The following is a 14,210-nucleotide window of genomic DNA, read 5'->3' on the forward strand; positions in this document are numbered from 1 at the left end:
CATCCGCAACGCTTCAGCAGTAGCAACCATCCCCCAACACTACACCGGTTCGCCATTTCAGCGACAGACCACTAGAAGTCGCTCCCGCCATTACGACCCGCCACTCGCGACCCGCGACCCGGGGACTAGATCCCCAGCAATCTGGCCGCGTTGTCGTACAGCACCCGGCGAGTTAGATCCTCGGACATCTCGAGGCCGTCCCAGTCGCGCAGCCATTTCTCCGGGGTGATGAATGGGAAGTCGGTCCCGAACAGGGTTCGGTCGCGCAGCGGCCCCTGCACCGCAGTCAGAAGCTCCGAACTCAAGTACTTCGGAGACCACCCGGACAGGTCGATCCACACATTCGTCTTGTGCTGCGCCACCGCCAGCGCCTCCGACTGCCACGGCCACGAGGGGTGGGCCATGACGATCTGCAATCGGGGAAACGTCGCGGCGACTTCGTCGATATGCATCGGGTGCGAAAACTGCTGGCGGATTCCCATCCCCCCCGCCGTTCCGGCACCGAGGCCGGTGAACCCGGTGTGCGAGAGGACGATCAGACCGGCCTCCTCGGCGGCTTCGAAGATCGGATGGAACTCCCGGTCGGAGGGCGTGAAACCCTGCGCGGACGGATGGAACTTCAGACCGCGCAGTCCGTCACGGGCAGCCTGGTGAACCGCCGACACCGCCGCCGACCCGCGATGCGGGTCGATCGACCCGAAGCCGATGAATACGTCGGGCGCCTCCGCCACCATCTGCGATACGGTCTCATTACGAAATGCAGGCAGCCCGCTCGCAGTCTGGGCGGACCAGGCAAGCAGCACAGCCACGCCGTCGAGGCGTCGGTAGTAATCGGCTATCTCTTCCGTAGTCATCACCTCGAGGGGGCGCCCGAAGTGCTCGGCGAGTTGATCGAGATACGGAGCGAACGGGCCGTTGAGGAATTCCGCGACCGGCGGATGCACGTGAATGTCGATGAATTTGGTCATCGCCCGGCGCGGAATCCCCTGTTGCGCGCTTCGGGTGGCGTGTCCGGCCCAAACGAGGACAGCAGGTTCCTGGTCAGGAGGTCGTCTGCTTTGACACGATCCTCGAGTTCCGCAAACTGCTCCGCATCGTCGCAGTCGTAGAAAACCATGGTGTCGCGTGTACCGATGTACCGGTACTCCTCGAACCTCCGCAATCGACCCATCTCGTACTCCGTTTCGTCCGCTGAGCTCACGTTACTCGGCGACCGTCTGACAACCTCAGCGGATGGCACTCCAGGGAACCCGGGCTGCCGGGCGCGGAACCGGTTCACCGATCGGGAGGACCCGGGCGGGCGGGATCGTGGGCGCCAGCCGCCAGGGCGGCACCGTCGCAGGCGCCAGCGAGAAATACACGGACACCGCCAGGCGGGTCGCCAGCGCATTGAAGCTAGATGCGGGCGTGCTCACGATAGGTCCCGAACACCTGCTTGAGCCGGTCGACGATCTCGCCCTGTGTTGCCCGCACCCGGCAAGCATCTACGAGCAAAGGCATGAGGTTTGCATCACCGCGGGCGCCTCGCTCGAGGGCGCCGAGTGCACGTTCGACCGCCCCGGCATCCCGCACCGATCGCAACTCCTTAAGCCGCAGGTTCTGGAAATGCTCGATTTCGGCTCCAATGCGCAGTATCTCGAGCCGGTCCTCTTCGTCCTTCTCGTACTTGTTCACTCCGACGATGGCACGCTCCCCGGAGTCGAGGGATTTCTCGAACTGGTAAGCCGATTCCGATAGTGCCATCTGGAAATAGCCCTCTTCGATGCCGCGCAGGGTGCCGTCCAACATGGACCCTTCTCCCAACCGGTCGACATGCTCGAGGATCTCCATGGCCAGCGCCTCCATGCGGTCCGTCATCTCCTCGACGAACCACGAGCCGCCCAGTGGGTCGATTGTGTTGGCAACACCCGTCTCCTCGGCAATGACCTGCTGGGTGCGAAGGGCGATTTCGGCGGCCTTCTCGGTCGGAAGCGCGTACACCTCATCGAGGGCGTTGGTGTGGAGACTCTGGGTTCCACCCAGGACCGCCGCCAGCGCCTCGACGGCGGTCCGAACGATGTTGTTCTCCGGCTGCTGGGCGGTTAGTGATACGCCCGCCGTTTGTGTATGGAACCGCAGTTTCAGTGACCGTTCATCTTTGGCTCCGTAGCGGTCTCGCATCCAACGCGCCCAGATCCGCCTGGCCGCCCGGAACTTGGCGATCTCCTCGAAGAAGTCCACATGGGAATCGAAAAAGAAGGAGAGGCGAGGGGCAAAGGCATCGACATCGAGGCCGCGGCGCATGAATGATTCGACATAGGCGAACCCGTCTCCCAGCGTAAACGCCAGTTCCTGAGCGGCCGTGGCGCCTGCTTCGCGAATGTGATAGCCGGAGATCGAGATCGTGTTCCACTGCGGTACCTCGTCGGCACAGAACTCAACCATGTCGCCCATCAGCCGAAGGTGAGGTTCGGGCGGGAAGACCCACTCCTTCTGAGCGATGTACTCCTTCAGGATGTCGTTCTGGAGTGTCCCCTGCAAAGCCTGCCAATCGACGCCCTGTTCCTCGGCGGCCACCAGCAGTTGCGCGAACAGAATCTGGGCAGGACCGTTGATGGTCATCGAGACCGACACCTTGTCGAGCGGGATCTGGTCGAACAGAGCCACCATGTCGTCTGCCGAGTCGACCGCGACGCCGCAGTGCCCCACCTCACCCAGCGAAATCTCATCGTCTGAGTCATACCCCATCAGCGTTGGCATGTCGAAGGCGACCGACAGGCCGTCCTGGCCTTGCTCGAGCAGGTACCGGAATCGGTCATTCGTAGCGCCGACGTCGGCGAAGCCGGCGAACTGGCGGATTGTCCACAACTTTCCCCGATAGCCGGTCGCATGAATCCCGCGCGTATAGGGGTACTGGCCCGGGAACCCGATCCGCTCGTCGACATCATCGGGTGAGCTCAACGCCGGCACATCCTCGAAGGACAGCGTCTCGAACCGGTCCTTGCGCAGCCTGCCGGCCTCGTAGTCCTCCTGCCAGGCGCTTTTCGTCATCCCGATTCGCCCTCGTCTTTCACCTTCACCTCTGACCCGCAGTTCGGGCACACCGCCACCTCGATGTCGCCAACGATGAACGAAAACACGCAGTTGCTACAGGTCGTCTTGGGTGAGGGCGGATCCGGCTGCGGAGGCGGTGGTTGGGCGGGTTCTCCTGCAAACCCTCCTCCTGCCCCGGGCGGCATCGCGCCGGGCGCCCGGACTTCATTGGGCGACCCACAGGACGGGCAGTTGAACCGGCCCGGACCGGGGATCTCTACCTCACTTCGACATGCTCCACAACGAACCCTCACGTCACTACCTCTCCTACCGCTCCGATGGCTTCCAGATAGGCCGCTTCGCCTGCCAGAACGGCGCGTATCTGATCCTCACTGTATTCAACCTGCTGTTTGGCGGCTGCCTGGACCTGAATGTACTCGACGGCCTGGTCGGTTCCGCCGGCGACGACGTCCCCGCCTCCAAGGCGATGGGACCTCCTGGCCAGCATCTGGAGGAAGTACACCTCCCACTCGAGTATCCGGCGAATATCTGCGCGTCCAAGGGCTGTCTCCCCATCGAGGAGCGCAGCTACGAACCCGGCGGCATCTTCGATGACGTAAACGGGGGCAGCAGGGATACGGCGCTCCCGGGCGTTGCGCCAGACCATCACCGCCAGGATCCCCAGGAAAACGGTCAGCAGGATGGCTCCGAGTGTAACTCCGGTCAATCCGCTCATGGGTCGTCATGGTACCGGCACCACGCAGAACGGATGGCGAAGGCGTATCGCACTCGGGAAGAGGCCGGTGGACGCATTTCTACGCCGGTCGGCCGGCAGCGACGGGCCCGGCTCTACAGTGTTGACATGGAGATACTCGTTGACGATGGGCAGGTTCGTATCGGCCGCCTCATCGTCGGGCCTCTCGAGAACAACGTGTACGTTGTCGCTTCCTCCGGGCAGGCGGCCATCATCGACGCGGCGGCTGATCCCGACCGAATCGTGGCCGCGGTCGAAGAGCTGAACGTCCTTGCCGTACTCACCACACATGGACATCAGGATCACATCGGAGCGCTCGAAGAGGTGAGGCGGAGACTCGGTGTTCCGTTCCTCATGCACCCGGCGGACTCCGCCATCGCAGGGATCATTCCCGATGTGCCACTGGTCGATAGGGAGGACTTCCTCATCGGCGGGCATTCGCTGGCAGCAATCCACACGCCCGGCCACACGCCGGGCTCGACCAGCTTGTTGATGGGCCGCCATCTCTTTACCGGCGACACGCTCTTCCCCGGGGGGCCGGGAGCCACCCGCTTCCCGTATGCCGACTTCGATACGATCATGCGCAGCCTCGACGAGCGCCTGTTCGTACTCGGAGACGACACGCATGTATACCCTGGACATGGGGAGGCCACCACCATCGGTGCCGAACGCCCGCATGTAGAGGAATGGCGCCGGCGGAGGTGGTGACGGTCGGCCAACCCATCTCGTAGGCGCGGGGCCGATCGCCAATTGCCATGAGGGTTCCGACGGATTCTGGAGACTCCCCTTCGGCCCATCTCAGACCACGACCGAGGGGGCCCGGTTGCGCCGGACCCCCTCTTGGTTTCTACTGCAGGTCCAGGAAGGCCTGCTCGGTCAGCGTCTCGAGATCGCTCTTCATCAGCCCTTTGTAGCTGAGCGTGTAGAGCGAATCGCCGACGACCACCGAACGGCGGATCTGGGCGTTCCACTCGTCGGTTCCGCCGGTCATGTGGGTGATGGTGTCGATCTTCTCGATCCCGTCCCTGGTGGCCTTGATCCCGACTGCTCCGGCGAAGAAGTCGTCGCCCTTCGTCTCATCCCAGCTGTAGCGCTGGATCGGGACGATGGTCAGGCCGGTGGCGGGCCAGTAGAGGAATGCCCGGTGGTCGTACTCGACCTCCGATGAGCTGTCTTCCAGCGTCATCTTGTGTAGGCGCTGCGGATTAGCCGGGTCGGACACGTCGAACACGGCTATCTGCGTTCCGAGTGTGCGGCCCTCTTCGGAGGCATCCTGCCCGACTCCGAGGAGCAGCCCATCGCCGATCGGGTGCAAGTAGGCCGAGTAGCCGAGGATCTTGAGCTCGCCTGTGACCTTCGGAGCGGTGGGGTCGGAGAGATCGATCACGTAGAGAGGGTCGGTCTGGCGGAAGGTTACGACATAGCCGGTGTCGCCCATCATCCGCACTGCGTAGATCTGCTCTCCGAGGCCGAGTTCGCCGACCTGCCCGACCTGTCGGAGCTTGCCGCCGTCCTCGTCCAGGATGGTGACGAAGCTCTCGGATTCATCGGTTCGCCATCCCCACCACGATCCGGCGTCGGTAGTTGCCACCCGCAGGTAACCGCCGTCCTCGGACATCGACCATTGACTCAGCAGATGGCCGGGGACCTCGCCGGTCGCCTTGTAGACGGTCTCATCCGGGTCCGAGATGTCGAACTTGTGGATGGCAGTGGTGTACCCCTCCGTTTCCTCGGCGATCGCATCTTCATTCTCGAAGAGCTGCCAGTCGACCCAACGAGTGGTGGCGACGTAGAGGCTGTCCGCTGAGGCGTAGACAGTTTCGCCGTCTGCCATGACACCAACCGACTTGTCCGGGTCGATGCCCTTGCTCATGTCGACCGTCAGAACGGTCAGCATGCCGAAGCCGGAGAACTCTTCCGGATGGAAGGCCTGCTCGCAAGCGAGCAGATTCCCCTCGGTGGTCGTCGAGACGCCGCCGCGGTGATCTTCGAGCACGTAGTAGGGAACCCAGTTGTCGATGGTCGAGTTCTGGATGATTTCCTGATTGGCGAGTTCTGCGTCTCGCTCTGCGCGCAGGCCGGAACCGCTCGGGTACTCGAATTCGAGGCCGGTCGGGAAGGCACGGAGCACTATGCGAACGGTGTTGTCGACCATCCGGGCGCTGAGGTACGTCCCGTCGAGGAACAACTCACGGTCGATGGCGAGGTCGGTCGCGTCGCTCATGTCGATCTCGGTGATGACGGTGAGAGGGCTCCCCCACGGCCCGGGTGAGATGCCCCTGGAATCGGCGATCGGGACCGAGTAGTAGTCGGAGTTGCCGAGGACCAGAATGCGATCATCAGACATGAGGATTTCGGAGATCCACACCGTATTCAGCGTGATCGAATCCAGCAGCAGCGGTTCGTCACCGGTGACGTCGATCACGTAGAGACGCTGGTCGGCGACGGCCACGATGCGCTTGCCGTCGGTCTTGACGATATCGGGTTCGTCGACGCCCACTTCCTGGACGTTGGTCTTGGAAAACTCATCGCTTTGGGCGGTGGTCGTCGCCGGCGAAGCACTCGATCGCTGCGCTCCCCCTGCTGAGTCGGAGGCAACCGACTCCTCAATGGCGAACGCCATATCGTCGAACATCCACGGCCCCCCGGTTCCGTCGAGGCCCCACGGTCCGACCCGTTCGAGGGCTTCTGCCTGAATCCAGTCGAGCAGTTCGTCGCAGTGATTGAACTGCACGAGGGCTCCGGCGAAGGCGCCGGTAACGTTGCCGGGCCCGCCGGGCGGGCTAGTCGTGGTGGCACTGCCGGTGCCGCAAGCAGACGCCACGAGTGCGATGGAAAGGATCATGAGCATGAGTCGTCGCATGGGATTTCCTCCGGTTTGTTCTCCATTGCGACGCACCGCGCTCCTTGATCGGTTCCCGGTTTTCTTCATGCTTCGATTCCTGCGACTCGCGCCAGGGCGGCCTCGCCCAGAGCGTAGGTCAGCGCGACGCCACCGGAATCGAGTCGCTCCTGAACGCGTCGGCCAATGGATCCGTCGCCGATCGAGGCGTAGAGACGATCGCCGGGGCAGGTGGTCGCCGCGTAGTCACGATGGCCGCCGATCGTGGCCGGATCTACCCCGAACTCGGCGGACGCCCAGGCGAGCAGCAGCACCAGGGATTCGAGCTGCCGGTCCGTCGGTTCCTGCTCGCTGTAGTTGCCCTCGAGCACGGGGAGAAAGTGGCCGGCCGGGTCGTAGTTCGTGAAGGTGTCTCCGGGAGCCGAGTACGGCCTGGCCTCGTAGACGTTGCCGTCCCGATCTATGGCGAAGTGATAGGCGAGGTCGGCCCAGCCTTGCTCCTGGTGGTAGGCCTGGTGGCCGCGCAGGCGAGCCGGAGCGAGGCGATTGTCCGTCAATATCACCGAAGTGTGATGGACGGTCAGGTGATCGATCGTGTGGGTGCCGTACTCGGCCACAGGAGGCCGGGCTCCCCATCCCTCTCGCCCGATCACCTCGAGTGCGACCGGTGGCCTGGTGGTCGTCGTGGTAGCCGGCATCGTCGTTGTGGTCGGGAGCGGGCCAGAAGTCGTCACGGTGGTCGAAACCGGCGCCGCCGTCGGCACCGGGTCGTCCGGGCGACGCTGCCACAGTGCAAAGCCGCCGAGGCCGGCGGCCGTCATCAACAGGAATCTCCGGCGGGTGATTGGCTCCATCCTGCTTGTACCCTATCGAGCACGGCCGGATCTCAGGAGGAACGTGTGGACTTCGCATTGATGACCGAACCGCAAATCGGAGGTACATACGAGGAACTTCTCGCCGCGGCGATATGGGCCGAGAACAACGGATTGGTGAGTTTCGCTCGTTCGGACCACTACTACGCCAGCCGGGATCCGAAGCCGGACGCAACGGATGCCTTCGCCACCCTGGGCGGACTCGCCCGCGAGACGAAGACCATCCGACTGGCCGTGCTCGTGTCACCGATCACGTTCCGTCATCCGGCGGTCATCGCCAAGGCGGCGGTGACGATCGACCAGATGTCCGGCGGGCGCTTCGATCTCGGCGTGGGCACCGGTTGGATGGACCTCGAACATGAGGCCTTCGGACTCCCTTTCCCGCCGTGGGGCGAGCGATTCGAACGTTTTGAAGAAGCGCTCGAATACCTGGCAGCCGCCTTCGGCGGAGAACCGGCTGACTACGAAGGCACCTACTACCGGCTGACGGGTGACATCCAGCCGAAACCCATCAATCTCCCGATCATCATCGGTGGCTCAGGCAAGTCCCGGACCCCGAACCTGGCGGGCAGGTTCGCAGATGAATACAACCACTTCGTCGGCACGGCCGCCGACATCGCTCCGAAGATCGTCGTGGTGCGGGAATCCGCAGAGGCTGCCGGACGGGATCCGGATGCAATCACGATGAGCGTGATGGGCCCGGTCCTGGTGGGGAGAGACGAGGCGGAATACCGATCGAACCTGGCCGCCGCCGCCGCGGAGCGCGACCGCACCCCGTCGGAGTTCGAGGAACGCTGGACGAAGGCCGGAATCCCCGTCGGACCGCCCGAACGCGCACGGGAGACACTCGCGGAACTGGAAGACGCCGGCGTCACGAAGTACTACGTGCAGCACCTCGACCTCTCCGACCAGAGCACCATGCCCGCCACATTCGAGACCTTGCGGGGCAAATAGCCGTTTTCGCGCGGGAATCCCACCTCATAGGGTGGGATTCCCGCGCGAAAACGGTCTGGGTTAGCGGCTGATGTCTGCCCAGGTGGCTCCGCTGAGCCTCATCAAATCGTCGAGCGAGAGGGAGAATACGCTCGAGGGCGTGCCGCCCGCCGCCCACAACAGCTCATTCCGGCGAAGTTGCCGGTCCGCGAGAACCGTGATCGGATGTTCATGCGCGAAGGGCGGGGTGCCGCCTGCGACGTATCCTGTTGCAGCCCGCACCTCGTCCAGGGACGCCCGCCGGGACCGCTTTCCACCCATCGCATCGGCGAGTTTTCGGTCGTCGAGGCGCAGGTCGCCGGGAACGAGCGCCAGGACCGGTTCGTCATCGACCATGAACACAAGCGACTTCACGATGGCGGCCACCTCACACCCGACGGCCCCGGCCGCGTCTGCTGCGGTCTTGGTCCCGGCCGGGAAGTGCTCGACCACGACCGTCACTCCGCACGAGGCGGCGAAGTCGACGATCCGGCGGGTCGCTCTGGGGAGCGTCAATCGCGTTGTCCGGAAGGGCTCATAGACTGCGAAACTACCTTCCCGGAGTTGACCTCGCATGACCCGCCTCGCATTACTGCTTTCAATCACCGTCCTGATCGCCGCCTGCGGCGGAGCAGGGCTGGTGGAATTTGCATACGGGTACGAGGTGGGGGACCACCTCGTCTACGACGTCACCCTCGAACAGCGTTTGATCACTACGGTCGACCTCCAGTCGGCGCCGGCACTGCTGGGGGGCGCCGACCTTCCTGGCTCCGCGGATGTACTCGTGCGTTCCGACGGGCAAGTCGTTTACGACGCGGCGGCCGGACCGGACGAAGGAACGTTCGCCATCACCGCCACGACGACATTCACCGAGACAACCATCAGCGGTGAGGTCGACGGCGAGTCCATCGACTCCCTCGACGCCGTCCCGGAAGGCTTGGCTCCCAACCTCGATCCACAGACCGTCACAATCGTTATCGACGGCAACGGGGTGGTTCTCTCGTCGACCGCAGATGAGACAAATCCGCTCGCCCTCCTCGATAACCCCATCGGCATAGGAACCTCGGTCGGCTTCGATCCGCTCAACGGTCACCTCGGCCCGGAGTTCCAAACGGGAAGCCTTGCCGAAGGCGACAGTTGGACCACGGTGTCGTCGGTCTCGGTGCTCAGCGCCACGGTCGAGACCACCACCGCACACCTGCTGTCGACGCTAGAAGGCGACCTCGCCTCCATCGACACCACCTATTCCAACGACGGGTTCACCCTCTCGCTCGGCGATCTCCTGCAGTTGTTCTTCGGCGGGTCGGCTGATCTCACCGACGGGACCCAGAGCGGCGATCTTCCATCGACGGTGACGGGGTCCGGATTCGACCTCACCATCAGCGGCAGTCCGCTCGAGGGCCGGGGAACCTCCGTGTTCGACACGGCGGCCGGCGTCCTGATGACCTACGAAGCCTCTGCAACAATCCCTGCCATGATCTCTGTAGCCTTCCCGGACGACACGACGGGCGAACCGGTGGAAGGCGGCATCGGCCTCGTGATGGAGGTCTCGGTGACTGCAGCACTCGCCGGCGAATGAGTCCCCATTTTCACTATCTACGTGTTGCTAATTAAGATGGGCAGATGTCCGACCACCCTCTTCTGAAGATCGAGAACCTCCATGCGTCGGCCGGCGACGTTGAGATCCTGCGCGGCGTTGACCTGACCGTCAACAAGGGCGAGATACACGCCCTCATGGGCCCCAACGGCTCCGGCAAGTCAACGCTGGCCAACGTGCTGATGGGCCACCCCTCCTACACGGTCACCGAGGGACGGGTTCTCTTCAAAGGTGAGGACGTTACCGAGTCCCCGACCAACGACCGATCGAACATGGGGATGTTCCTCGCCTTCCAGTATCCCGAGGAGATTCCCGGCGTTCCGATCGTCCAGTTCTTGCGGGCTGCCTTTTCCAATCGCACCGGCATCGACTACACGGTGCTCGAGCTTCGCCTGCGGGTCATGGACGTCATGCGCGAACTCGGGATGGAACCGGGGTTCGCCGATCGCTACCTCAATGAAGGATTCTCCGGCGGAGAACGCAAACGCAATGAGATCCTCCAGATGGCAGTGCTCGAGCCAGAACTCGCCGTCATGGACGAAACCGACTCCGGCCTCGACATCGACGCCCTCAGGATCGTGGCGGAAGGGGTCAACAAGCTGACCGGCCCCGAACGCGGTTTCCTCATCATCACGCATTACCAGCGGCTGCTCGACTACATCACCCCCGACCACGTCCACGTATTCATCGACGGACGGGTGCTGACCTCGGGTGGATCGGAGCTCGCAGAACGTCTGGAAGCCGACGGCTACGACGCATTCCGGGAAGAAGCATCAGCCTGACATGACCGACCTCTCGCATCTGCGACGGGATTTCCCCATTCTCAGACGCGAAGCTGAGGGGCATCCCGTCGTCTTCCTCGACTCGGCGGCGAGCGCACAGAAACCGGGTTCGGTGCTCGACGCCATGGACCGGTTCTATCGATCCCAATATGCCAACGTTCACCGGGGGGCCTACCGGTTGTCGCAGGAGGCCACCGGGCTCTATGAAGATGCACGGGCCCGGGTGGCTGCCTTCATCAATGCCGGCTCACCCGAGGAGATCATCTTCACCCGGGGAACAACGACCGCTCTCAACGGCCTGGCGAGCAGCTGGGGCTACGACCATCTCCAGGCAGGAGACCGGGTCGTCCTCTCCATGATGGAGCACCATGCCAACATCGTTCCCTGGCAGCTCGTGGCCGCCCGGACCGGAGCCGAACTCGTCTACATACCGCTGACCCCGGATTACCAGATCGACCTGGAAGCACTCGCGGCAACGATCGACGAGCGGGTCAAGATCGTCTCGCTGACCGGCATGTCGAATGTCCTGGGATCGATCCCCCCGATGCACCTGGTCGCCGACCTCGTTAGGGCCGGCTCGAAGGCCGTGATCATCGTGGACGGAGCCCAACTCGTTCCACACGCCGAGGTAGACGTGCAGACCCTTGGAGCCGACTTCCTGGCCTTCTCCGCCCACAAGATGCTCGGCCCGACCGGGATAGGTGTTCTGTGGGGCAAACCTGACTTGCTGGAGGAAATGGAGCCGTGGGAAGGCGGCGGCGAGATGATCTCCACCGTCGATCTCTTCGAGTCGACCTGGGCGCCGGTGCCGCAGAAGTTCGAAGCAGGCACTCCCCCGATTGCCGAAGCGATCGGCCTCGCCGCGGCCGTGCACTACCTCGAGGAGGTCGGCATGGACGCCGTCCGCTCGCATGATCTCGACCTCACCGCCTACGCGCTGGAGCGGATGAGTGAAGTACCCGATCTCGTGCAGTACGGACCGACCGATATCAAGACCCGGGGCGGCGTGATCAGCTTCACCCTCGGCGACGTACACCCGCACGACATCGCCACGATCCTCGACAGTCGCGGCATCTCCGTGCGGGCCGGACATCACTGCGCCAAGCCGCTGATGGCCGACTTGTGCGTTGCTGCTACGGCCCGAGCTTCGTTTCACGTCTACAACAGCCATGACGACGTTGACGCCCTCATCGCCGCGCTCCATGAAGCCCGATCTCTGTTTGGGTTGGGGTAGAGGTAGGGTTCCGCCGATGGCCCTCGATGAACTCTACCGCGAAGTCATACTCGATCATTACCGGAACCCACGGAACCGGAAACCGATCGACTCTCCAGATGCCCATGCAGACGGGCACAATCCGCTGTGCGGCGACGAGATCTCTCTGGATCTGTCATTCGAGAACGACACGGTTGCGGAGGTGTCGATCGTCGGTCGCGGCTGCTCAATCAGCCAGTCGTCGGCGTCGATGATGTCAGACGCGATCAAGGGCAAGACCCGCTCCGAAATCGCAGCATTGACCGCCCGGTTCAAGGCGATGATGGACATCGACGCCGAAGGCGATGCCGGCCTCGACCCGGACCGGCCCGGCGCGACGCTCGGCGATCTCGAAGCGCTGCAGGGTGTCCGGAAGTTCCCGGTGCGCATCAAATGCGCCAACCTGGCCTGGACGACCCTCGAAGAGGCGCTCCAGGGCTCGTAGGTCCTCGATTCTCCGAGGCGCGGTGCTCGCCGTGCTCCTGCATATCGGGTTTCGCTCAACCCGGCCGCGACGCACGCAAGAGCTGCGGCACAGAGGGCGGCGAAAAGAATTATTCCGCCCTTAACCGTTCATTGGTAAGGCATTAGGCACGGTCGACCGATACTCATTTCGGGTTGGAACCGAGTCGAATCGAGGGACGAGCACAATGAAAGCTCGAGCGGCAGCGTTGTTTACGCTGGTGGGGATCCTGGCCGCTGCAATTGTCTTCGTGCTGGGCGACGGTGCGGACGCCAAACCGCAACCCGGGTTCCTTCCAGCATTCGAGGACACCTACCCGGCCGCCATCGGGAGCCGTATCGACTCGTGCGTGCTTTGCCACAACATCGTTGGAGACGAGTACAAGCTCAACGACTATGCCAAGCAGTGGAAAGAAGATGAGAACTTCACGGCGATCAACAACCTCGATGCAGACGACGACGGGTACACGAACATCGTCGAGATAAACGCCCATACCTTCCCCGGCAACGCGGCCGACAACCCGTCAACAGTCACCACCACCACCACGGTCCCCGGTGCTACCACCACAACCGCCGCCCCCGGTAGCGGCGGCGCCATCTACCAGGCCAACTGCGCAAGTTGCCACGGAGGCAACGGAGGAAATCTCCTCGGTCGCAGTCTCACCCTCAGCCGGATCACATCCGTCGTCACCAGCGGGACCTCCGGCATGCCGGGCTTTTCGGGTTCGTTGAGTTCCGGAGAGATTCAGACCGTTTCCCAGTGGCTGTTCGACTTGAACTCTGCGCCCACCACGACCACCACGACCGCCCCCGGGACACCTCCTCCTCCGCCTCCCAACGGGTCCGCTCTCTTCGCCACATCGTGTGCAGGATGCCATGGCTCCGGCGGCGGCGATCTGGCGGGAACCACCCTGTCGCGCACCCAGCTGGTGAACACCATCACCAACGGAACTACCGGCGGCATGCCGCCGTACAGTTCGACTTACAACGCCACTCAGATCGGCGCGATCGCCGATTACATCCTTTCGCTCACACCCCCGGCTACTACGACCACCACCACTCTCCCGGGAACTCCGCCCCCGTCACCGCCCAGCGGAGCAACCGTCTACACCAACAACTGCGCGGCCTGCCACGGCGCAAACGGCGGCAACCTGGTCGGACGCACCATCACCTCCAGCCAGATCGCCACCGCCGTCAACAACGGCACCACCGGCATGCCCGGCTTCTCCACCAAACTCTCCAAGGCAGAGATCGACGCCGTCATCTCCTACGTCGCCGGAAAGACCTCATCCACTACAACCACCACCGCCCCCGGGTCGCCACCACCGAGCGGGTCCAGCGTCTTCTCGACGAACTGCGCCGCCTGTCACGGCGCCTCCGGCGGAGATCTCGTGGGTCATTCGCTGACCGACACGCAGCTGTCTTCGGCGGTAGTTGACGGCAAAGGCGCATCCATGCCGGCCTTTGGGTCTCGACTCGATTCCGCACAGATCAATGCCGTCGTCGCCTACCTGTCAGCGCTCCGGAGTGGCTCCTCCACCCCCGCCGGGCTTGTTGGTGGCGTCGACGGTACCTCTCTCTACGTCAAGTGGCTCATCGGATTTCAGCGGGGTGTGATGGTGGCGAGTAGATTCCAGTTGGGTTTTCCGGCGTAGAGGAGGGCTC

The 14,210-nt window shown here is 63.5% G+C and carries 15 protein-coding genes; 7 read left to right on the plus strand and 8 right to left on the minus strand.

All coding sequences use genetic code 11. The annotated features are described in order from the left end of the window. Window positions 1-125: 125 nt before the first annotated feature. The 5 genes from P1T08_16605 to P1T08_16625 all read right to left on the minus strand — a co-directional run bounded on the left by P1T08_16605 (window position 126) and on the right by P1T08_16625 (window position 3,748). Window positions 126-968, minus strand: coding sequence for an amidohydrolase family protein (locus P1T08_16605; GenBank protein ID MDF1597702.1), 843 nt, complete (start codon window positions 966-968; stop codon window positions 126-128). Then, a complete protein-coding gene (locus tag P1T08_16610) occupies window positions 965-1,201 on the minus strand; it encodes a hypothetical protein (protein ID MDF1597703.1) in 237 nt (78 codons plus the stop codon). The genes P1T08_16605 and P1T08_16610 overlap by 4 nt, the downstream gene beginning before the upstream one ends. Window positions 1,202-1,226: 25 nt before the next feature. Beyond that, a complete protein-coding gene (locus P1T08_16615) occupies window positions 1,227-1,415 on the minus strand; it encodes a hypothetical protein (GenBank protein MDF1597704.1) in 189 nt (62 codons plus the stop codon). Next, window positions 1,396-3,030: a methylmalonyl-CoA mutase family protein gene (locus P1T08_16620; GenBank protein ID MDF1597705.1), complete on the minus strand. Its 1,635-nt coding sequence runs from the start codon at window positions 3,028-3,030 to the stop codon at window positions 1,396-1,398. Before P1T08_16620 ends, P1T08_16615 begins: the two co-directional genes overlap by 20 nt. Before the next feature lie 292 nt (window positions 3,031-3,322). Beyond that, complete coding sequence (locus tag P1T08_16625) at window positions 3,323-3,748, minus strand: hypothetical protein (GenBank protein ID MDF1597706.1); 426 nt, start codon at window positions 3,746-3,748, stop codon at window positions 3,323-3,325. 126 nt (window positions 3,749-3,874) lie between these two features. Here P1T08_16625 and P1T08_16630 point away from each other — a divergent pair, with 126 nt between their 5' ends. Further along, a complete protein-coding gene (locus P1T08_16630) occupies window positions 3,875-4,474 on the plus strand; it encodes an MBL fold metallo-hydrolase (protein ID MDF1597707.1) in 600 nt (199 codons plus the stop codon). Between the two features lie 139 nt (window positions 4,475-4,613). On the opposite strand, the gene P1T08_16635 is transcribed toward P1T08_16630, so the two are convergent. Continuing rightward, complete coding sequence (locus P1T08_16635) at window positions 4,614-6,629, minus strand: beta-propeller domain-containing protein (protein MDF1597708.1); 2,016 nt, start codon at window positions 6,627-6,629, stop codon at window positions 4,614-4,616. A 65-nt stretch (window positions 6,630-6,694) separates the two neighbouring features. Next, a complete protein-coding gene (locus P1T08_16640) occupies window positions 6,695-7,462 on the minus strand; it encodes a peptidoglycan recognition family protein (protein ID MDF1597709.1) in 768 nt (255 codons plus the stop codon). A gap of 45 nt (window positions 7,463-7,507) precedes the next feature. Here P1T08_16640 and P1T08_16645 point away from each other — a divergent pair, with 45 nt between their 5' ends. Beyond that, a complete protein-coding gene (locus tag P1T08_16645; protein ID MDF1597710.1) occupies window positions 7,508-8,434 on the plus strand; it encodes an LLM class flavin-dependent oxidoreductase in 927 nt (308 codons plus the stop codon). A 60-nt stretch (window positions 8,435-8,494) separates the two neighbouring features. Here the strand turns inward: P1T08_16645 and P1T08_16650 are convergent, their stop codons facing one another. Continuing rightward, window positions 8,495-9,028: a YbaK/EbsC family protein gene (locus tag P1T08_16650; GenBank protein ID MDF1597711.1), complete on the minus strand. Its 534-nt coding sequence runs from the start codon at window positions 9,026-9,028 to the stop codon at window positions 8,495-8,497. Here P1T08_16650 and P1T08_16655 point away from each other — a divergent pair. From P1T08_16655 to P1T08_16675, 5 genes are all read left to right on the plus strand, one after another. After that, window positions 9,027-10,031 carry a hypothetical protein gene (locus P1T08_16655; GenBank protein ID MDF1597712.1) on the plus strand — a complete coding sequence of 335 codons (1,005 nt, stop codon included), beginning with the start codon at window positions 9,027-9,029 and terminating at the stop codon, window positions 10,029-10,031. The genes P1T08_16650 and P1T08_16655 overlap by 2 nt on opposite strands. Before the next feature lie 44 nt (window positions 10,032-10,075). Next, window positions 10,076-10,831, plus strand: coding sequence for a Fe-S cluster assembly ATPase SufC (gene sufC / locus P1T08_16660; protein MDF1597713.1), 756 nt, complete (start codon window positions 10,076-10,078; stop codon window positions 10,829-10,831). A 1-nt stretch (window position 10,832) separates the two neighbouring features. Beyond that, window positions 10,833-12,065 carry a cysteine desulfurase gene (locus tag P1T08_16665; GenBank protein MDF1597714.1) on the plus strand — a complete coding sequence of 411 codons (1,233 nt, stop codon included), beginning with the start codon at window positions 10,833-10,835 and terminating at the stop codon, window positions 12,063-12,065. Between the two features lie 16 nt (window positions 12,066-12,081). Further along, window positions 12,082-12,528, plus strand: a complete 447-nt coding sequence (locus P1T08_16670) for an SUF system NifU family Fe-S cluster assembly protein (protein MDF1597715.1) — start codon at window positions 12,082-12,084, stop codon at window positions 12,526-12,528. 205 nt (window positions 12,529-12,733) lie between these two features. Continuing rightward, window positions 12,734-14,200 carry a c-type cytochrome gene (locus P1T08_16675; protein ID MDF1597716.1) on the plus strand — a complete coding sequence of 489 codons (1,467 nt, stop codon included), beginning with the start codon at window positions 12,734-12,736 and terminating at the stop codon, window positions 14,198-14,200. The last annotated feature ends 10 nt before the right edge of the window (window positions 14,201-14,210 follow it).

The organism is Acidimicrobiia bacterium, assembly GCA_029210695.1.
GTDB lineage: Bacteria > Actinomycetota > Acidimicrobiia > Spongiisociales > JAHEDJ01 > JAHEDJ01.